The organism is Actinomadura sp. NBRC 104425 (assembly GCF_030269545.1).
In the GTDB taxonomy this organism is placed as follows: Bacteria; Actinomycetota; Actinomycetes; order Streptosporangiales; family Streptosporangiaceae; genus Spirillospora; species Spirillospora keratinilytica.
Genome location: NZ_BSTN01000026.1, coordinates 63,075 through 83,219, shown reverse-complemented (window position 1 = coordinate 83,219; position 20,145 = coordinate 63,075). Strand labels below are relative to the sequence as shown.

At 72.0% G+C, this 20,145-nt stretch carries 18 protein-coding genes; 4 read left to right on the top strand and 14 right to left on the bottom strand.

Going from position 1 to position 20,145, the window contains the following annotated elements; genetic code table 11:
* Positions 1–114 (bottom strand): Clp protease N-terminal domain-containing protein (locus QSK22_RS33870; protein ID WP_018793523.1); only part of this gene is annotated, 114 nt, incomplete at its 3' end.
* 1,346 nt (positions 115–1,460) lie between these two features.
* Here QSK22_RS33870 and QSK22_RS27685 point away from each other — a divergent pair.
* Positions 1,461–1,616 carry a hypothetical protein gene (locus QSK22_RS27685; protein ID WP_285497338.1) on the top strand — a complete coding sequence of 52 codons (156 nt, stop codon included), beginning with the start codon at positions 1,461–1,463 and terminating at the stop codon, positions 1,614–1,616.
* A 35-nt stretch (positions 1,617–1,651) separates the two neighbouring features.
* Positions 1,652–2,035 carry a winged helix-turn-helix domain-containing protein gene (locus QSK22_RS33865; RefSeq protein WP_352231492.1) on the top strand — a complete coding sequence of 128 codons (384 nt, stop codon included), beginning with the start codon at positions 1,652–1,654 and terminating at the stop codon, positions 2,033–2,035.
* Between the two features lie 656 nt (positions 2,036–2,691).
* On the opposite strand, the gene QSK22_RS27680 is transcribed toward QSK22_RS33865, so the two are convergent.
* From QSK22_RS27680 to QSK22_RS27665, 4 genes are all read right to left on the bottom strand, one after another.
* Entirely contained in the window at positions 2,692–3,018 is a 327-nt protein-coding gene (locus tag QSK22_RS27680) for a histone-like nucleoid-structuring protein Lsr2 (RefSeq protein WP_285497337.1), read from the bottom strand.
* A 1,426-nt stretch (positions 3,019–4,444) separates the two neighbouring features.
* Complete coding sequence (locus QSK22_RS27675) at positions 4,445–5,005, bottom strand: RDD family protein (protein ID WP_285497336.1); 561 nt, start codon at positions 5,003–5,005, stop codon at positions 4,445–4,447.
* A gap of 6 nt (positions 5,006–5,011) precedes the next feature.
* Complete coding sequence (locus QSK22_RS27670) at positions 5,012–5,869, bottom strand: RDD family protein (RefSeq protein WP_285497335.1); 858 nt, start codon at positions 5,867–5,869, stop codon at positions 5,012–5,014.
* A gap of 3 nt (positions 5,870–5,872) precedes the next feature.
* Positions 5,873–6,424 carry an amino-acid N-acetyltransferase gene (locus tag QSK22_RS27665; protein ID WP_502872382.1) on the bottom strand — a complete coding sequence of 184 codons (552 nt, stop codon included), beginning with the start codon at positions 6,422–6,424 and terminating at the stop codon, positions 5,873–5,875.
* A gap of 524 nt (positions 6,425–6,948) precedes the next feature.
* On the opposite strand from QSK22_RS27665, the gene QSK22_RS27660 reads away from it, so the two are divergent.
* On the top strand, positions 6,949–7,977 hold the full coding sequence (locus QSK22_RS27660; RefSeq protein WP_285497333.1) for an NlpC/P60 family protein: 1,029 nt from the start codon (positions 6,949–6,951) through the stop codon (positions 7,975–7,977).
* A 297-nt stretch (positions 7,978–8,274) separates the two neighbouring features.
* Here QSK22_RS27660 and QSK22_RS27655 read toward each other — a convergent pair whose 3' ends face one another.
* On the bottom strand, positions 8,275–8,505 hold the full coding sequence (locus QSK22_RS27655; protein ID WP_285497332.1) for a LuxR C-terminal-related transcriptional regulator: 231 nt from the start codon (positions 8,503–8,505) through the stop codon (positions 8,275–8,277).
* Positions 8,506–9,064: 559 nt separating this feature from the next.
* Here QSK22_RS27655 and QSK22_RS27650 point away from each other — a divergent pair.
* Positions 9,065–10,087, top strand: a complete 1,023-nt coding sequence (locus QSK22_RS27650) for a LacI family DNA-binding transcriptional regulator (protein ID WP_285497331.1) — start codon at positions 9,065–9,067, stop codon at positions 10,085–10,087.
* Between the two features lie 46 nt (positions 10,088–10,133).
* Here QSK22_RS27650 and lysX read toward each other — a convergent pair whose 3' ends face one another.
* The 8 genes from lysX to QSK22_RS27615 form a co-directional block, all read right to left on the bottom strand.
* Positions 10,134–11,624, bottom strand: a complete 1,491-nt coding sequence (gene lysX, locus QSK22_RS27645; protein ID WP_285497330.1) for a bifunctional lysylphosphatidylglycerol synthetase/lysine--tRNA ligase LysX — start codon at positions 11,622–11,624, stop codon at positions 10,134–10,136.
* Between the two features lie 96 nt (positions 11,625–11,720).
* Positions 11,721–12,503, bottom strand: a complete 783-nt coding sequence (locus QSK22_RS27640; RefSeq protein WP_285497329.1) for a type III pantothenate kinase — start codon at positions 12,501–12,503, stop codon at positions 11,721–11,723.
* Positions 12,504–12,517: 14 nt separating this feature from the next.
* A complete protein-coding gene (nadC, locus tag QSK22_RS34095) occupies positions 12,518–13,375 on the bottom strand; it encodes a carboxylating nicotinate-nucleotide diphosphorylase (RefSeq protein WP_502872381.1) in 858 nt (285 codons plus the stop codon).
* Complete coding sequence (locus tag QSK22_RS27635) at positions 13,372–15,006, bottom strand: L-aspartate oxidase (protein WP_502872380.1); 1,635 nt, start codon at positions 15,004–15,006, stop codon at positions 13,372–13,374. Before QSK22_RS27635 ends, nadC begins: the two co-directional genes overlap by 4 nt.
* Positions 15,007–15,093: 87 nt before the next feature.
* Entirely contained in the window at positions 15,094–15,510 is a 417-nt protein-coding gene (gene panD / locus QSK22_RS27630) for an aspartate 1-decarboxylase (protein WP_285497328.1), read from the bottom strand.
* On the bottom strand, positions 15,510–16,370 hold the full coding sequence (panC, locus tag QSK22_RS27625; protein WP_285497327.1) for a pantoate--beta-alanine ligase: 861 nt from the start codon (positions 16,368–16,370) through the stop codon (positions 15,510–15,512). The genes panD and panC overlap by 1 nt, the downstream gene beginning before the upstream one ends.
* A 106-nt stretch (positions 16,371–16,476) precedes the next feature.
* Positions 16,477–17,418 (bottom strand): Rossmann-like and DUF2520 domain-containing protein, encoded by a 942-nt coding sequence (locus QSK22_RS27620; RefSeq protein WP_285497326.1) that lies wholly within the window; start codon positions 17,416–17,418, stop codon positions 16,477–16,479.
* 223 nt (positions 17,419–17,641) lie between these two features.
* Positions 17,642–20,143 carry an ABC transporter permease gene (locus QSK22_RS27615; protein WP_285497325.1) on the bottom strand — a complete coding sequence of 834 codons (2,502 nt, stop codon included), beginning with the start codon at positions 20,141–20,143 and terminating at the stop codon, positions 17,642–17,644.
* Positions 20,144–20,145 lie beyond the last annotated feature (2 nt).

Genomic DNA, 20,145 nt, shown 5'->3' with positions numbered 1-20,145 from the left:
GATCAGGCCCAGCAGTATGTGCTCGGTGCCGATGTAGTTGTGGTTGAGCATCCTGGCCTCCTCCTGAGCCAGGACGACAACCCGCCGCGCGCGGTCGGTGAACCTCTCGAACATCTCGTCGCTCCTCACAGAGCGGTTGGGCAGCGTCCAGAATGTCCGGACCTGTCCTTCCGCATGCTAGCCCGCCCCGAGGAGGCCGCCCGGTGCAGTCCCACCAGGAGACGTTCCCCAGCTAAGCGCTGTTCATCCTCATCCAACTACCGCGACAGTGCGCGATGTTCCCGCTACGCCTCAAGCGAACGGGGCCTTTTCGCAGGTCGCCGCGGCCGTCCCAGAGACGCGCCGAATGCGCTGATTCCGCAGCGAAGGCGACCGCACGTCACCAAGCGCAATCACCCACCCGCGAACGCCCGACAAAGCGCATCCGAGTCGTCACTCTGCGAGACGCCAGAGACAGAAACGCAGACGCAAGCGAAGTTCGTCAAGCAGGACCACCCGCTACGCCACCGTAAAGTTCGTCGCACCGCGCCACCCCAGAGCCCCAGAGCCCCCCATCCCCCAAACGCCTAACACCCCCGAAAGGAACGCATCTCACGAACACACCCACACCTCTCTCCGCACCCCATCGCCCCAGCAATGCCGTCTCGGCGGACCAGGACCCCAGCAAAAACACAGGACGAGGACGGCTTCACATCTACGCAACGGCCGCCCTCCACGGCTCACCGCCATGCCCCCCGATCAAACTCCGCGGAGGCCAACGCTCCCCCACACCCGCGCGTCAGCCACCGACGCAAGCACACCCGACCTCGGGTCACATCGAGGGCCCGGCCGGGACCGCGCCCGACGGCCGGTCTCCCACAACGCCGACCGCCCGCACGTCTGCACAACGACCACCCTCTACGGGGCACCCCAGACAACCCCACGAAGACGGGCACCGCACCCGCGACCAGCACCCCGCACGAGCCTCAACTCAGGCCTGAGGCACCCACCAAGAAACCGACGCGACACATCCAGCGAAGGCACGTACGGTCGCGCATTCGACAGAGCCCCGGCACACCTTCCGCGTCAGCCTTCGACGCGAACAACATGTAGGCCTTGGGCGGCGACCAGACCACACGCGGCCGGCTCCTTGGCAACGAGACCGCCCACACGTCTGCGCAGCCAACACCCTCTACGGGGAAGAACAAGCGCCCCAGAGAGCCTCCCGAAGGCGGGCACCAACACACCCGCCATCGCGGCCTCTGACCAGCACCTCACAAAGCCACAGCTCGGCCTGGGACGCCCACCAAAGAACCGGACATCACCGAAGGCGCACACCCACACCTTGCGCATCGGGCGTTCAACAGTGGTCGCCCCGGCACACCTTCCGCGTCAGCCACCGACACACGCAACATCCACGCCTACTGAGCTTTTCGTTAGTTCTGTGGGTGTGGAGAGGTGGGGTTTGTCAGTATCGCGGCATGCCCCCCAACGCTGAGTCTGACAACCAGGAAGAGGTCGTCCCGCCGTTGACCCGGCCGCAGTTGGCCGAGGCGCGGCGGATGCGTGCGGCCGAACTGCTCGAGCAGGGCCGTGCCCAGGCCGAGGTCGCCCGGATGCCGGGGCGTGTCGGCTGAGAGCGTGCGGCGCTGGAAGCGGCGCATCCAGGCGGGTGGGGTGGCGGCGCTGCGGCGCCGCCCGGCCACCGGCCGCACCGGCCAAGCTCGATGACGCCCGGGTCGAGCAGGTGCGTGCCGCGTTGGAGCAGGGCGCCCGGGCCCACGGCTTCGAGGCCGACCTGTGGACCTTGGAGCGGGTGGGGCAGGTGGTCGAGCGCGTGTGCGGGGTGCGGCTGTCGCGGGCCTCGGTGTGGCGGCTGCTGACCGCCCGTCTGGGCTGGAGCCTGCCTGGCCCACACCGGACTGGAAATCCACCCTCCAACACCACACGACCAACGAAAAGCTCAGTACGCCTTAGGGTGGCGGGGCGCCCCACGATGAGGACCGCCCGCACGTCTGCGCAACGACCCCTCTTAGAGGTACCCAAGTGCCCCTAGAAGACCTGACAGTCGGGCCTGGAGCACCCATCAAGGAACCGAAGCGACAAATCAACGAAGGCGTTCCACCTCACGCCTATTGCATCGGACGTTCAACAAGTGCCGCCTCGACGCGCCTTCTGCGTCAGCCGTCGACGCGAGCGACATCCAGGCCCTGGGAGCACACGGCGGCGGGGTGCCCATTGACGGGCGTCGTTCGCGCGTCTGCGCAACGAGCGCTCTGTGCGGGCACTGTCGGGTGTCCCGACCGCACTCTTCGGGACGGGGAACGCTAACTGACCGGACCGGTCTCTGCACCCCTGCGGGGAGTATCCGGCGCGAGTCGTGTCTGGGTTTCAGAGGCTCTCTGGAAGGAAGCGAGCACAGGCCGTCGGGAAAGGTGGGCGTTGCCTGGCAGGCCCGTGTCTGCTGCGGGGAGCGACTCACGTGAGCCGCGGCGGGGGCTGAGGCCCCGGGCCTTCGGAGGTACGCGGACCGGCGGTGCAGGCGGACGCCGACTCACCGGGTGGGTTCGTCGCCCGGCGCCTGCCGCGGCGGGCGTGCCGCAGCGGTGGGCTCCCGTGGGTCGCTCCCCCGGAGGAAACCAAGGACGGGCCACCGGTGGAGGCGAGCGAAGCTCACCGAGCAGGGTGGCCCGCCCGGACGGACGGACTGGCTCAGTTGGCCGCCTCGTACTGCTCGATCACATTCTGCGGGATGCGGCCGCGCTCATTGACCTTGATGCCATTGCGCTTGGCCCACGCGCGGATCTCGGCGCTGCGCTCGCGGCTCGACGCGCCGCGCTGCCGACGGCCGCCCCGGCGGACACCGCCCGCCTTGCGGGACTTCTCGACGAACGGCTGCAGGGAATCCCGGAGCTTCTTAGCGTTGGCGCTACTGAGATCGATCTCGTACGAGGCGCCATCGATCGAGAACTGCACGGTCTCGTCCGCCTCGCCACCGTCGAGGTCGTCGACGAGAAGCACCTGAACCTTCTGTGCCATGGAGACAGACCTTTCAGCTGGAGCAAACTGCATTCGGTTGACAAACATATACCGCGATGCTTGCCGATGACAATTCAACACTCGCGATGAAGTACGCTTGCCCAACGGTAACTCTTAGTAATCGCCAGGGCCGAAACCGGGTGGAGGGGGCCTTAGCCGCAGCGCCGGCCGGGCCCGCGGGAGGTCCGGGGGTGGCGGAATTGTCCGACCCCTGGAGCCGGATCACGATTTCGGCGTGACCGAGATCACGCCGCCCGGGCGGCCCGGACGATCTTGCATTGGCCGAGGTTTCCGGGCCTGCGGCTTTCGGACCGCCCGCCGCGCCTGCGGAAATGAGGCTCCGGCCCACCTTAACGGGGCGGGCGGCGGCACCCCCCACGACCCCCATTAACCCCGACGTAACGGCACTAACCGCACCGGTGCGGGAATGCCGCGGCGGCCGCACCCCCTGTGACATCGGCGTTGACGCCTCTCGGGGCCGGCCGTGTCGATAGATTCCGGCCGGGAGCTCCGCCGCGAAATCCTTTGCCGACGCCGGGGCGGCGGCGCCGACTTCCGGCGCCCGACCGCCGGTCGACCGCCACCACACCACGTCGATAACAGCGGATAAGCAAGCAATCCCGTCACACCGCCGGGCGCTTCACCCGGGGAACGTACATCGTTACGGGTCTCCGCCTGCGCCACGTCGCCGTGCGCCTACACCTCGGCACGCGACCGGAGCATACGGCACCGGCCGCCCGGGAGGCAGGCCCGGTACCGCCGCCCCGCCCATATCGATCACGCTCTGTAATCGCCGAGGCGTCCGGGATCCGATCGCGCGTTGAGCCGTATGCAAGTCTTTACCCTTTGTCCTCGCCCTTGACGCAGGCCGCCGGTCCCAGGCGGCCCGGAAGGCGACACTCGGCGCACTCGATGTGCGCGTCCTGTGAGCGCGCCCCCGCGCGTTCCGGGCTCCCATCTTGTGTACGACGCACAGAGACCCGGGCGGCGCGTTCTGTCCTCTCTGCGCGACCCCGCCGACAATACGCCCCTCATGGACACCCCATGGCCGATCCCGCGCGGTTCTCATAGCTCCCAGGGCCGTATGGGCCCGCCCATCACCGTTAGGCCGTCGTCATAAGGCCATCGGCGAGGGCTCTGGGCATGGAAGGGGCGCCGTTGTAAGAGGCGTCTGGTGCAAGAGGCGCCGCCCGGAAGGGCCGACGGCGTAAGGCGCGGAGTAGGACTTGACCGCGCCGGGGAAGCGGGGCCGTTAGGGACCGGACGCCCGTATGGGTCATGGGTCCATGTAAGGGTGAGCACTTGGACCGGTGCATCGGACCAAGGCCGCTAAGCGCCCTATAGCCGTACCGGCCCCGCCTTCCATGAGGCCATAAGACGGGCATAGGCGAACAAGCCGGAAGTACGGCGCTAACCGGCGAAGCGGTCAGCTGTCCTGGGCGTCCGCCGCCGCGACGGCGGCGGGCCGCCTGACCACGACCGTCCCCGCGAAACGGTCGTGCAGGGCCCTGCGGCGGGCGGACTGCTCCAGCCGCGTCTCATAGATCGCCGCGGCGTTCGCCACCCAGAACAGCCCCGCCACAGCCCCGAACACCGGGACGGGACGCAGCGCGATGGGCAGGCAGTACGTCGCGGCCCGCACCAGCGAACGGAGCACGTCCGGACGCCTCCTGTCCACGGCGGGGCGGCCCGGGTCCTCACGGACGACCTCGATGCCCGCGACGCGCTTGCCCACGGTGCGCCCCCACAGCGTGAGCTGGATCCACTCGTAGACGAGCAGCAGCCCGGCCACGAGCGGCGGCGCGACCCTCTCGATGCTGAGGTCGGGGAAGCCTTCCCGGAGCACCATGACCACGGGAAGGCCCACCACGAGCGTGTCGACGATGCGCGCGACCAGCCGCTGCCCCGGTTCGGCGAGTTCCGGAGCGCCCTCCCCCTCGGCCGGGGGAAGGGGGTCGGCGCCGGATGCGGGAGGGGACGCCGCCACGGCGGGCTACCCCCCGTAGCCCGGGTGGCCGGGGTACTCCACCGTGCGGTCCGGGTATGCGACCGTCCGGTCGGCGTCGCCGCCCGCCTGGTCGGAGTACTCGGTGTAGTCCCCGCGCTCGTCGATGACGAGCGTGCCCGAGAAGCGGTCGTGCAGGGACTGGCGCAGCGGTTGGTCCCAGATGGCCCACAGGTAGGCCATGACGGTGCCGATCCAGACCAGCAGCATGCCGTAGGCGAAGTAGTCCCACACCATCACGGCGAGCACGAGGAAGAAGAAGACGCCGAGCTGGTAGCCGAGGTGCATGACGCCCGCGCGCCACACGGCCTGCGTCGTCGTCAGCGGCTCTCCCGCGGGCCGGGCCTGGACGACCCCCAGGCGCAGGACGCGCTTGCCCAGCGTCCGCCCCCACATGGCGAGCTGGATCGCCTCGTAGAGGAAGGGCAGCACCGCCAGTACCGCGAAAAGGGTGAAGATGATGGGCCAGTTCCAGATGCCGCCCTCGCTACCGGCCTTGCTCCCGGAGGTGTCCAGGCCGATGATGCCGACGCTGATGGGGACGATGAGCGCGAATCCGAAAACGGCCACCAGAGCGTTGTCGATGATGCGCGCCCCGGCCCTGCGGAGGATCGGCGCCAGGGGAAGGTCGGCGGCCGCGTCGTAGCCGTAGTCGTAGCCGCCGCCGTATCCCGGGGCGGGCGGCTGCTGCCATTGCTGCTGCGGGGCCGCCCCGCCCTGCCACAGGGAGCCGTGCTGCTGCGGCTGCTGCCACTGGGAGCCCTGCTGGTAGGACGGTCCGCCGTGGTAGGGCGGACCCGGGGGCTGCCGCGGATAGGGCCGTCCGCGGTGGGGGGAGTCGCTCATCGGTCAGTCCTCCAGGCGAAGCAACATCCGGGTATTCCCCAACGTATTCGGCTTGACCCGGTCGAGGTCCAGGAACTCTGCCACGCCTTCGTCGTAGGAACGGAGAAGCTCTTCGTACACCTCGCGCGACACCGGGGTTCCGAGGATCGGCTCGAAGCCGTGCCGTGCGAAGAAGTCCACCTCGAAGGTAAGGCAGAACACCCTCGCCACTCCCAGTTCCCGCGCGGTTTCCAGAAGCCGGTCGACAATCCGATGCCCTATGCCGTGCCCCGCGTACTCCTTGTCCACGGCCACCGAGCGCACCTCGGCCAGGTCCTCCCACATGACGTGGAGGGCCCCGCAGCCCACGACGCGCCCCCCGCGCCCCTGTGGGCGTCGCTCGTCCCCCGGCGCGGCGGCCTGCACGTCCTCGGCCACCCAGAACTCTTGAACGTCCTCATAGAGCGTCACCGTGGACCTGGCGAGCATCCGCGGCCCCGGGCCGGCGTAGGCGTCGATGAGCCGCCGGATGTGCCGCACGTCGGCGGTACGGGCACGCCTGATCACGACTTCCACAAACAAGCGACATTATCGGACCGCGGGCGCTCTCCCGTGGCCGGTCCATCACGCACGGCGGCCGACTGGGCGCCGCAGACGGCGCAGATGCCCCGAAAGACGCCGACGGCATCGTCCGCCGCCGGCCGCTATCCACAACTGGACGGTTAGTGAAATAGCGCACAGCGAAGTGGTCGCACAAGCCCGCGAGCACGTGAGTTGCCTCTGAGCACTTCTGGGCCACCTGCGATTTCGCATGTTCTGGTTGGCAGGCGACGAGCGCTCCGTTAGTCTCCTGCGCTGACATCGGCCCGCCGTGATCGGACGACCGTGACCGGGCGGCCGAACCGCCGAGTCCCGCGGGCCGCAGCCGGCGCCCCGCAGGAACCGGGAACCCTCGATCGGACGGTTCCGGGACCACTCCAGAGCCATGCCGACTGGGCTTCGATCCGCACGGTGCGGACGCTCCGCACGTCCGCGGTAGGGCAAGGCTCCGGCCCGAGCCCGTCAGCTCACCCGGTAGGCGGACGAGGAGAGGAGAGTTCTTGGAGCCCTCGCGCCCCGCATTCCCTTCACGCCCGCTGCGCGCCGTGCAGGCGGCCGCCGCATGCGCCGCCGCCCGCCCGGGCCGCAGGGCCGCCGCGGCGGCCGGTGCGCTCGCCGCCGTCTCCCTCGTCGTGGCCGCGCCCGCCCCCACCGCGCTGGCCGACCCCGAGCCGTCCACCAAGGAGCTGCGCGAGCAGGCGACCAAGCTCGCCGACCAGTTGGAGCAGCTCACCGAGCAGTACAACGGGCTGCGCGTCAAGCTGAAGCAGTCGCAGCGCGCCGCCAAGGTGGCGGGCGACAACGCCAAGCGCCAGCAGAAGGCGCTGGAGGAGGAGCGCGCCAAGGTCGGCACCCTGGCGGCCACCAGCTACATGCAGGGCGGCGCCGACCCGACGGTCTCGTTCCTGGCCTCGCAGAACCCGCAGGCGATGCTGGACCAGGCCGCCACGCTGCACTACTTCGCCACCCAGGACGGCACCAAGGTGCAGGGCCTGATGCAGGCCATGCAGGCGGCCGAGCGGGCCCGCAAGTCCGCCGAGGAGCGCGCCAAGCAAGTCGAGCAGCTGCGCACCCAGCTGCAGGACCAGCGCAAGAAGGTCACCGCGACCTATGAGAAGGTCCGCGGCAAGCTGGTCAAGCGCGACCCCACCCAGCTGACCAAGCTGCCCGTGGTGGGCACCGGGAAGGCCGCCCAGGCGCTGCGGTACGCGATGACCAAGATCGGTAAGCCGTATGTGTGGGGCGCGGAGGGGCCGAACGCCTTCGACTGCTCCGGCCTGGTGATGTGGGCCTACCGGCAGGTGGGCATCAGCCTGCCGCACTACACCGGAAGCCAGTGGAACGCCGGCACGCACATCTCCCGCGACCAGCTGCAGCCCGGCGACCTGGTGTTCTTCTACTCCGACCTGCACCACGTGGGGCTGTACGTCGGCAACGGCAAGATGCTGCACGCGCCGCAAACCGGCGACGTGGTGAAGATCGCGCCGATGGCGGGCCGCCCGTTCGCGGGCGCGGTCCGGGTCGCCTGAGGCCGCCGGCGGGTACGGCCCATGCCGCCTCGGGTTGACCGGCCTGCGCCGCGTGACCGGTCTGCGCCGCCGGAGGCGGTCGGCGCGCACGGGTACGCGGACGCGCCGCGTCGGGCCATGCCGTCGGACATGGCGTCGGACATGGCGTCGGACCACGTCCGCGGCGACGCCTCCCCGCGGGGGTGCACCCGAGGGGCCGCAGACGTCGCCGCGCGGGGCCGGACGGTGGTCCCCGATGCTCGGTCGGGTTGTTTCGCGCCGCCGCCCGCCGGGGGGCGGGGGCGGAGGCGCCCTCCCCTAGATGAGCTGGCGCCGGGCCGCCCAGACCACGGCCTCGATGGGCGTGTTGACCTCCAGCCGGTCGCAGATGGTCCGCAGCCGGCGGCGCAGGGTCCGGGCGCTCAGTTCCAGCTTTCGTGCCGCCACGTCCGCGGTGACACCGCTGGCGATCTGCGCGAGGAGCTTGATCTCCTCTTCGCTGAGGCGCATATCGTCGGTGCCACGACGTGCGATGGTGGCCTGTTCCACTCCGTCCTCCCTCGTCCGTGGTGATGACCGCGGGGATGCAGCCGTCCGCTGCACAGGCACGGGCGGGCCTCGATCTGTACGCGTCGGGTTGCCGGGTCCGGGGCGGGGAGCCGGACCGAGATCATCGGTGGGCCTTGCCGTCTAACGCGCTTGGCCGGAGGTGGCCGATGGGCCGATTGCTCGGCGCCGAACGGGAACCCCGGGCAACGATTCACTCGTTGGGCCGACCGGACGCGGATGCGCCTCGGCGCCTCGGGCGCGCGCACGATGATGTGGCGGGCCTCGGCGGAGCACGCCGTATCCGGGACGGGTCCCGATCGCCGATCACGTCAACCCATCCCTCCTCGTCCGATTCGCCCATACCATCGGGGGCGATGATCGTGAATCGTTTCAAGGCACGCTTCGGCTCGGAACGCTAGGCGGCCGGATCCGGCCCGTCAAGCGCGGATTGGGCACGTTGTGTGCTCTTGTTACTACGGTCCGCGACCGGGTTCGCGGGGGTTCGGTGCGGACAACTCGATAACCTGCGAAAACCAGTCCGGGGTCGACGAGGAGAGTCTTGCCTCCAAGCAGTATCCGGGAAGTCGCGAGGCGCGCCGGGGTCTCAGTTGGGACCGTTTCGAATGTCCTAAACCGGCCAGACCTCGTGGCCGAAGCCACCCGCGACCGCGTCCGCGCGGCCATCGAGGAGCTCGGCTTCGTACGCAACGAGTCCGCCCGGCGGCTGCGCCAGGGCGGGCGGCGCGCGGACGGCGATCCGCCCGGGGCGCGCCCGCGCCCCTTCGGCGTGGTCGTCGAGGACCTGACCAATCCGTACGCCACCGACGTGGCCCGCGGCGCCGAGCAGGCCCTCAACGCGGCGGGCCACGACGCGCTGTGGCTGACCAACGACCACTCCGCCGACAAGGAGCGCCGCTGCCTGGAGTTGTTGGAGCAGCAGCACGCCGCGGGAGTGCTGATCACGCCGGTGGGGCTGGGCCCGTTCGGCATCGTGCGGCTGCGCGCGGCGGGCATGGCCGTGGTGCTGCTCGACCACACCGGACCCGGCGTGTGCTCGGTGCGGGTCGATCACGTCGCGGGCGGGGCCGTCGCCGCCGCGCACCTGCTCGGCCTGGGCCGCGAACGGCTGGCGTTCGTGACCGGCGCCGCGCATCCGCAGCCCTGTCAGGAGCGGCTGGACGGCGCCGCGCACGCCCTCGCCCAGGCGGGGCGCGAACCCGCGGTCACGCTGGCGCAGGCGTCGCTGACGCCGACGGAGGGCGCGGCCGCGGCGCGCCGCCTGCTCGCGCTGGACCAGGTGCCGACCGGCGTGTTCTGCGCCAACGACCTGCTGGCCGTCGGGCTGGTGAACGAGCTGGTGCGGCAGGGCGTGCGGGTGCCCGAGGACGTTGCCGTGATCGGCTACGACGACATCGAGCTGGCGGCCACCGCGGCCGTCCCGCTGACCACGGTCCGCCAACCCCGGCACGAGCTGGGCCGGGCGGCCGCCGAGCTGGCCCTCACCGAGGCCGCCGAAGAGCCCCGGCACGAGCACCGCCAGATCGTGCTGACGCCCGAGCTGGTCGTGCGCGAATCCGCGTAGCGGCCGGACGGCGGCGAGACTGCGCGCCCGGCCGCCACCGGGCGCGTCACTCGGGCTTGACCAACGGGAACAGGATCGTCTCGCGGATGTTCTTGCCGGTGAACGCCATGATCATCCGGTCGATGCCGACGCCGACGCCGCCGGTGGGCGGCATCGCGTACTCCAGGGCGCGCAGGAAGTCCTCGTCCAGCTGCATGGCCTCCGGGTCGCCGCCGGCCGCCAGCAGCGACTGCTCGGTGAGCCGGCGCCGCTGCTCGACCGGGTCGATCAGCTCCGAGTAGGCGGTGCCCAGCTCGGTGCCGAACCCGATGAGGTCCCACTTCTCGGTGAGCAGCGGCTCCTGGCGGTGCTGCCGGGTGAGCGGCGAGGTCTCCAGCGGGTAGTCCATGACGAACGTCGGCTGGACGAGCGTGTGCTCGACCAGTTCCTCGAAGATCTCCTGGACGAGCTTGCCCTGCCCCCACTTGGGGTCCCAGGAGATGCCGCGCGCGTCGGCGTACTTGCGCACCTGCTCCAGCGGCGTGTGCGGGGTGACCTCCTCGCCGAGCGCCTGCGACACCGCCCCGTACAGTGTGATCCGCGGCCACTCGGGGAGACCGAGGTCGATCTCCTGGCCGTCGCGAACCACCACCGTCGTGCCCAGCGCGGCCTCGACGCAGCGCTGGTAGAGGCGCTGGGTGAGGTCGGCCATGTCGTTGTAGTCGAGGTAGGTGCCGTACGCCTCCAGCATCGTGAACTCGGGGTTGTGCGTGGAGTCCGCGCCCTCGTTGCGGAAGTTGCGGTTGATCTCGAAGACCTTCTCGATGCCGCCGACGACGAGCCGCTTGAGGTACAGCTCGATCGCGATCCGCAGGTAGAGGTCCATGCCGTAGGCGTTGATGTGCGTCACGAACGGCCGGGCCGCCGCACCGCCGTGGATCGGCTGCAGCATCGGGGTCTCGACTTCGAGGTACCCCTCCTCGTGCCAGAAGTCGCGCGCCGCCCGCACCGTGTCGCTGCGCAGCCGGGCCATCCGGCGCGCCTCGTCGTTGACGATCAGGTCGACGTAGCGCAGCCGCACCCGGGCCTCGGGGTCGGTGAGGCCGACGTGCTTCTCCGGCAGCGGCCGCAGGCACTTGGCGGTGATCTGGAACCGGTCGGCCATGACCGACAGCTCGCCGCGGCGGGAGGTGATGACCTCGCCCTCCACGCCGACATGGTCGCCGAGGTCGACCTCGCGCTTCCAGAAGTCGAGCTGCTCCTGCCCCACGTTGGCCAGCGACAGCATGATCTGCAGGTCGCCGGAGCCGTCGCGGATGGTGGCGAAGCACAGCTTGCCGGTGTTGCGGATGAGCATGACGCGCCCGGCGACGCCGACCTTCTCGCCGGTCTCGGTGCCCGGCTCGAGATCGGGGTATTTCGCCCGGATCTCGCCGATGGTCGCGGTGCGCGGGAAGCCGACCGGGTACGGGTCGATGCCGTTCTCGCGGAGCCGGTCCAGCTTCTCCCGGCGCACCCGCATCTGCTCCGGAAGCTCGTCGTAGGTCGCGTCACTCACGGGCTCAAGGCTATCGATCCACGTGAGCGGCTTGCGCACCGCTCGGCCTTCGCGAGCCGGCCGGCCCCGCCGGGCGACCGGCGGCCCGCAGCGGCGTCACGCGGTGTTGCGTTCGTAGATCAGGCGCAGGCCGATGAGGGTGAGCCACGGCTCGTAGACGTCGATGCAGCGGGCCTCCTCCAGCACCAGCGGGGCCAGGCCGCCCGTCGCGATGACCGTGACCTCGGCCGGGTCGGCGGCCAGCTCCTCGGCCATGCGCTCCACGAGCCCGTCCACCTGCCCGGCGAAGCCGAAGATGATGCCCGACTGCAGGGCCTCCACGGTGTTCTTGGCGATCACGTTGCGCGGCCGGACCAGCTCGATCTTGTGCAGCTGGGCGCCGCGCACCGACAGCGCGTCGATGGAGATCTCGATGCCGGGGGCGATGGCGCCGCCCACGTACTCGCCCTTGGCCGACACCGCGTCGAACGTGGTGGCGGTGCCGAAGTCGACCACGATCGCCGGGCCGCCGTGGGTGTGCACGGCGGCCAGCGCGTTGACGATCCGGTCGGCGCCGACCTCCTTGGGGTTGTCCATCCGGACCGGCACCCCGGTCTTCACCCCCGGCTCCACGATCACGGCGGGCACGTCGCCGTAGTAGCGGCGGCACATCTCCCGCATCTCGTGCAGCACGGACGGGACCGTCGAGCACAGGGCGATGCCGCTGATGTCGGTCTCCACCAGCAGCGGGCTCTGCTGGACCAGGCCCTGCAGGACCACGGCGATCTCGTCGGCGGTGCGCCGCGGATCGGTGTTGATCCTCCAGTGCTCGATCACCTCCGTGCCCTCGAACAGGCCGAGCACGGTGTGGGTGTTGCCGACGTCGATGGTGAGCAGCATCAGGTCCCCGCTGGTCAGGTGAAGTCAAGGCCGATGTCGAACACGCGCGCCGAGTGGGTCAGCGCACCAACGGAAAGGTAGTCCACACCGGTCACGGCGACATCTCGGGCCCGGTCCGCAGTGAGCCCGCCGCTGGCCTCCAGCTCGGCGCGGCCGTCCACCAGGCGGACCGCCTCGGCCATGTCGGCGGTGCTCATGTTGTCGAGCAGGATCGAGGTGGCGCCCGCCGCCAGCGCCTCGCGCACCTGGGCGAGGGTGTCGCACTCCACCTGGATGTGCAGGGACGGGTAGACGTCGCGGATCGCCCGGTACGCCTTGGTGATCGAGCCCGCGGCGGCGATGTGGTTGTCCTTGATCAGCGCGGAGTCGTGCAGGCCCATCCGGTGGTTGACGCCGCCGCCGCAGCGCACCGCGTACTTCTGCAGGGCGCGCAGTCCGGGCAGGGTCTTGCGGGTGTCGCGGACCCTGGCCTTGGTGCCGGCCACCGCGTCCGCCCACGCGCGCGTGGCGGTGGCGATGCCGGACAGGTGGCACAGCAGGTTGAGGGCGGTCCGTTCGGCGCGCAGCAGCGCCCTGGTGGGGCCGTGCGCGGACAGCAGCACCTGCCCGGCGGTCACCCGGTCGCCGTCGGCGGCCCTGGCCCGACAGGTCACGCCGAGCAGTTCGAGGACGACCTCGGCCACGGGGATGCCGGCGACCACGCCGTCCTCGCGGGCGGTGAAGTCCCCGGAGGCGGTGTCGTGCGGGGCGAAGACGGGTTCGCTGGTGACGTCGGCGTCCCCGTCCTCGGCCAGCGCGGTCCGCACGAGGTTTTCCACAGCCTGTGGATCGAGCCCGGCGTCGCACAGCCGGGTCTCCAGTTCCGGCGTCATCGGATCGCCATCCCTTCGTAGGTGGTGGTGAGCCCCCCGCCGGCGAGACGGGTGACGAGGTGACCGCGCCAGGCGTCGTCGTCGCGGTCGGGGTGGTCCTCGCGCCAGTGGCTGCCGCGCGTCTCGGTGCGCCGGCCGGCCGCGGCGACGATCGCGGACGCGACGGTGAGCAGGTTCGTCGCCTCCCACGCCGCCACGCCCGGTTCGGCGGCGCCGGCCGGTGCCGTTGCGGCGAGGCGGTCGAGTTCGCGGACCGCGGCGGCGAGGCCGTCGGCGTCACGGAGCACCCCGGCGTAGGCGGTCATGATCCGCTGGATCTCGGTGCACGCGTCCGGGTGGACGAGGCCCTGCGCGCCCTGCGGCGGTTCGGGCTCTCCGGCGGCCGGGCCGAGGTCGTCGGGCAGTGCCGCGGCGATGCGCTCGGCGAAGACCAGGCCCTCCAGCAGCGAGTTGGAGGCCAGCCGGTTGGCGCCGTGCACGCCGGTGCAGGCGACCTCTCCGCAGGCGTACAGACCGGGGATGGAGGTGCGTCCGAAAAGGTCCGTGCGCACACCTCCGCTCGCATAGTGGGCGGCCGGAACCACCGGTATCGGCTCGGTCACCGGGTCGATGCCGCGGTCCCGGCAGGCGGCCAGGATGGTGGGGAAGCGCCGTTCCCACAGGCGCGCGCCCAGATGCCGCCCGTCCAGCAGCATGTGCGGCGCCCCGGTCTCCCTCATCCTGATCATGATGCCCTTCGCCACGACGTCGCGGGGGGCGAGTTCGGCCAGCTCGTGCCGGCCGACCATGAACCGGGTGCCGGACGCGTCGACGAGGTGGGCACCCTCGCCGCGCACGGCTTCGGAGACCAGCGGCTGCTGCCCGCGCGCGCCGTCGCCCAGCCACAGCACGGTCGGGTGGAACTGGACGAACTCCAGGTCGGTGACCTCGGCTCCGGCGCGCAGCGCCAGCGCCACCCCGTCGCCCGTGGACACGTCGGGATTTGTGGTGGCCGAAAACACCTGGCCGAGCCCGCCGGTGGCGAGCACCACGGCCCGCGCCCGCACCGCGCCGACCCCGCCGGGCTGCCCCTCCCCCATGACGTGCAGGGTGACGCCGGCGGCGCGGCCGGCCGCGTCCTTGAGCAGGTCGAGGACGAGGGCGTGCTCGACCACCTCGATGTCGGCGTCCTTGAGCGCGGCCCGCAGCGCCCGGCTGATCTCCGCGCCGGTGGCGTCGCCGCCGGCGTGCGCGATGCGGCGCCTGCGGTGGCCGCCCTCCCTGGTCAGCGCGATGCTCCCGTCGGCGGCGCGGTCGAACTGGGCGCCCAGGTCGATCAGCCGCCGCACCGCGTCCGGCCCCTCGGTGACCAGGACGCGCACCGCCTCCTCGTCGCACAGTCCGACGCCCGCGGCGAGGGTGTCGGCCAGGTGCTCGCCGGGGTCGTCGTCGGCCGCCAGCGCGGCGGCGATACCGCCCTGCGCCCAGCGCGTCGAGCCGGCGTCCAGCAGCGCCTTGGTGACCAGCAGGACCCGCCCGTGCGGACGGCAGCGCAGCGCGGTGACCAGCCCGGCGATACCGGACCCGATCACCACCACGTCGGTGTCGGCCGTCCATCCGGGCGCCGGGGCGGCGAGCAGCCGAGGGATCATGCCCCCTCCTCTGGGATCGGTTCTCGTCATTGTGACATTAATCCGATCCGCCCCGAACGCCCGGGTATGACAATCGGTCGTCGGCGATCAGCCGTGGACGAGGTCGCCGCGGGTCTGCGTGCTGCCGGGGACGGGCTCGGCCGGGTCGCCCCCCAGCGAGATGATCTTGTTGTCGCGGTCGACGTGCACGACCGAGGGCTGGAACGACCGGGCCTCCTCGTCGGTCATGGCCGCGTAGCTGATGATGATGACCAGGTCGCCGGGCTGCACGAGCCGGGCCGCCGCGCCGTTGATCCCGATCACGCCCGAGCCGCGCTCCCCGGGGATCAGATAGGTCTCCAGGCGGGCGCCGTTGTCGATGTCGACGACCTGCACCTGCTCGCCGGGCAGCAGGTCGGCGGCGTCCATCAGGTCCTGGTCGACGGTGAGCGAGCCGACGTAGTGCAGGTCGGCCTGGGTCACGGTGGCACGGTGGATCTTCGACTTGAACATCGTCCGGAACATCAGGACTCCTTGCCGAACCGCAGGGGCACGTTGTCGATCAGATGGGTGGCGCCGACCCGGCCCGCCACGGCGAGCACGGCCGGACCGGTGTGGGCGTCGTCGACCTCGGTGAACGTGGCCGGATCGACCAGGACCAGGTAGTCGAGCGCGAGCGGGGGGTCGGCCGCGGCGGCCTTGTCCAGCACGGCGCGGGCGGCCTGCCGCACGGCGGACGGCCCGCCGGCGGCGGCGTCCGCCCCCGCCCGCAGCGCCTGCGACAGCGACAGCGCCGTGCGCCGCTCGTCCTCCGACAGGTAGCGGTTGCGGCTGGACAGCGCCAGCCCGTCGCTCTCCCGGACGGTCGGACCGGCCACGATCTCGACCGGCACGTCCAGGTCGGCCACCATCCGGCGGATGAGCGCCAGCTGCTGGGCGTCCTTCTCGCCGAACACCGCCAGATCGGGACGCACCAGGTTGAACAGCTTCAGCACGACCGTCAGGACCCCGTCGAAGTGGCCGGGCCGGGTGACGCCCTCCACGACGGCCCCCATCGGCCCGGAGTCGAGCCGCACCAGCGGCTCGGTCGGGTACATGACCTCGCGGGTCGGCGCGAAGACGATGTCGACGCCCTCGGCGGCGCACGCCTCGACGTCGGCCGCGAACGTGCGCGGATAGCGGTCGAAGTCCTCGTTCGGCCCGAACTGCAGCGGGTTGACGAAGATGCTGACCACGACCGTGTCGGCCAGCTCGCGGGCCCGGCGGATCAGCGACCGGTGCCCCTCGTGCAGCGCCCCCATGGTGGGGACGAGCGCGAGCCGCCCGGTCACGCCGCCGCGCACGGCGGCCAGTTCCTCGCGCGTCTTGGCGATGACGGGAGTCACGCCCTCTCCTTCACCTGATCGACACCGGTGGCACCGGTCATCTGGTCCTCCTTTTTCGATCCGCCCGGACGGCCGGCCGCCGGGAAGATCCGATCGGCCGGGACGGTCAGTCGGCCAGGACCCCGAGCAGCCGTTCGGCGTCCTCGGCCTTGAGCAGTCCGGCGGCCAGGGCGCGGTCGGCGGTGAGCCGGGCCAGCGCCACATAGGCGCTGCGGCTCTGCGGCGAGATGCGGCCCAGCTCGGCGACGTGCGCGGCGACCGTGCCCGCGTCGCCGCGGGCGACCGGCCCGGTGAGCCCGCCGATGCCCAGGCGCAGCCCGTTGTCCAGGGCGGCGCCCAGCAGCGGGCCGAGCATGCGGCCCGGCTCCGGCGCGCCCGCCGCGCGCAGCAGGTCCATCGCCTCGACCACGAGCGTGACCAAATGGTTGGCGCCGCCGGCGAGGGCGGCGTGGTAGAGCGGACGGCGCTCCTCGGGGATCCACACCGGCTCGCCGCCCATCTCCACCACCAGCGCCTCGGCGACGGGGCGCAGCGGCTCGGGCGCGGTGACGCCGAAGGAGATGCCGGTCAGCCGGTTGAGGTCGTCGGGCCGTCCGGTGAAGGTCATCACCGGGTGCAGCGCCAGCGGCAGGCCCCCGGCGCGGGCGAGGGGCGCCAGGACGTCGGCGCCGTACCGTCCGCTGGTGTGCGCCAGGAGCTTGCCCTCGATCGGGACGCCGGTGGCGGCCAGGCCCTCGGCCAGCTCGGGGAGCGCGTCGTCCGGGACGGTCAGCAGCACCAGGTCGGCGGCGGCCACGGTCTCCTGCGGGGTGGTGACGGCGGCTCCGGGCAGGCGTTCCTCGGCGCGCCGCCGGGACGCCTCCGACACGGCCGCCGCGGCGACGACGCGGTGCCCGGCGCGGGCGAGGGCGGCGCCCAGGGCGCTGCCGACCCGGCCGGCTCCCAGAACACCGACCGCCAGGCGGGCGGGACGGTCCTCGGGCCGCCCACCGGACCCTTCCGGCCCGTTCCCGGGCGCGGCGGAAGACGGCGTGACGTGTGAGTCCATGGGTTCGTTCCAGTCCTCGGCTAGGTACCGGACGTGCGCGACCCAGAGTACCCGCGCGGCGGGCGCGTTCCCCCCGCCGGGCCGGATGCGCGCCGCACCGGTTCGGCGACATGCCCGCGACGATATGCCGGGGACCGGATCCCCGCAGGCGGGACACGGGGCGAACACGGCTGTGCCCCGCCGTCCATGGGCGGACGGCGGGGCGGGCCTCCTGGTCCGGGCGTCAGTCGTGGGCGAGGGCCTCGACGACGGACGTCTTGGCGGCGCGGCGGGCGGGCAGCACGGCCGCCAGCGTTCCGGCGACCGCCGCCAGCGCCACGAACAGCGCGATCCGCGGGTACGGCAGCGAGACGACGATGTCCTCGGTCATCGCGGTGACCACCGCCCATCCGGACGCGACCCCGATCGCCACCCCGGTGACCGCGCCGATCAGCGCCATGACCAGCGCCTCCACCGACAGCATCCGGCGCAGCTGGCGCCGGGTGACGCCGAGCGCGCGCAGCAGCGCCGACTCGCGGGTGCGCTCGACCACCGACAGCGTCAGCGTGTTGGCGATGCCGAACAGCGCGATGAGGATGGCCAGCCCCAGCAGCGCCGCGAAGATCACCACCATCGTGTCGACGGTGTCGGTGTACTGCTTCTTCAGCTCCGCGACAGAGGTCACCCGCACCGTCGGATACGGCTTGAGGGCGGCCTCCACGGCGGCCCGCGCGCCCTCGCCGGCGGCGCCGTCGCGCGCGTTGACGTACAGCGCCGTCGCGTCCCGGACTCCGAAGTACCGGTCGAAGTCGGCCTCGGTGACCAGATACGGCGGGACCGGGCCGTCGATGGTCGTGCCGATGACCTTCAGCGTCAGCGGGCCCCGCGCGGTCTGCATCCGGACGGTCGAGCCGATCCGCAGCCCCTGGGAGCGCGCGGTCGTGGTCGTGACCGCCACCGTGCCCGGCCGCAGGTCCGCCAGCGCGCCGCTGGTGAACTCCGGCTTGACGACGGTGCCGAGGGAGGCCGTGGTGAGCGCGCCGACCCTCCCGTCCTCGGCGCGGCCCGCGGCCCCGGTGACGCGCACCTTCTGCTGGCGCATCTCGGTGACGGCGGCGATCTGCGGCAGCGCGCGCAGGCGGGCGGCCGCCTCGTGCGGGATGCGCTGCTCGTCGGTGCCGCCGAACTGGGGCACCAGCTGGAAGTCCACGGGGAACTCCTCGGCCAGCCGCTCGTCGACGGTGGCGGCCACGCTGGCGCCGAGCACCGTGAACATCGTCATCAGGCCGACGCCGATGGTCAGCGCGATCGTCGTGGTGGCGGTGCGCCGCGGGGAGCGCCGCGCGTTCTCCACGGCGAGCCGTCCCGGCACCCCGGCCAGGCGGGCGGGCAGCGCGCCCGCGACCCGTCCCAGCGGCCGCACCAGGGCGGGCATCAGCGCGGTCACCGCGACGAACGTCAGCGCGCCGCCGCCCGCCACGGTGAACATTGCGCTCTCGCCCTTGTCCATCACCGCCGCGCCGTACCAGAGGAGGACCAGGCCGGGCACCCCGCACAGCACCCCGACGGCCAGGCGCGGCAGGCCGATCCGGAACCGTTCCGTGCCCGGTTCGAGGTCGGTGCGCAGCGCGGCGACGGGGGCGACGCGGGTGGCGGCGCGGGCGGGCAGCACCGCGGACGCCATCGTCACGAGCACGCCGGTCAGCAGGCCCACGGCGACCGTCCGGGGCGCCAGCGTCAGCCCGTCGGCGGGGATGTCCAGGTCGGTGCGGCCCAGCAGCGCCACCGCTGCCGCGCCGAGGCCGAACCCCACGGCCAGGCCGAGCAGCGAACCGACGAGCCCGACGACCGCCGACTCGGCGAGCACGCCGCCGAACAGCTGCCGCCGGGTGGCGCCGACGCACCGCAGTAGCGCCATCTCGCGCATCCGCTGGGTGATGAGGATCGCGAAGGTGTTGTAGATGACCAGCGCCGACACCAGCATCGACACCAGCCCGAAGAGCAGCAGACCGGCCCTGATGAGCTTCATGTCGGCGCCGGCGAGGGCGGCGAGCCGCTCGCCCAACTGCTCGCTGTCCAGCACCTCGGCGCCGGGTCCCGCGACGGCGGCGACCGCGGCGCGGTCGGCGGTGCCCGCGATGTCGATCTCCTGGTAGACCCGCTTGCCGGTGACGCGCATGGCGGTGGCGGCGTCGAAGCCGACCGCGCCGCGCAAGCTCGCCTCCCGGTCGATGCCGAAGTCGGCCAGCCCGACGAGGGTGAAGCGGTGCGGGCGCCGCCGGTGGTCCAGCACGGTGATCGTCTGGCCGACGGTGAACCTCTCCCGGTCGGCGGTCTCGGTATCCAGCACGGCCTCGGTGGGGCCCGCGGGCGGCCTGCCGCGTTCGATGGCGTAGCGCAGCAGCCGTCCGGTCGGCACCGAGATCCCGACGGTGGGCATGTCGCCGACGGCCCTGCCGTCGCGGCCGATGAGCACGGCGTCGCCGCGCACGGTGCCCTGCGCGTCGGTCACGCCCGACAGGGCGCGGACGCGGTCCAGCAGCGCGGCGGGCAGCTGCCCGCCGTCCTTCTCGGGCAGCACCGCCAGGTCGACCTTGTCGGCGGATCGGGCGAACTTCTCGTCCACCCCCGCCTGCATGGTGTCGGTGAGGACGAAGGTCCCGGCGATGAACCCGACGCCGAGCATGATGGCCAGGCCGGTGAGCAGCAGCCGCAGCTTGCGGGCGCGCAGGCCCGCCAGTGTCATCT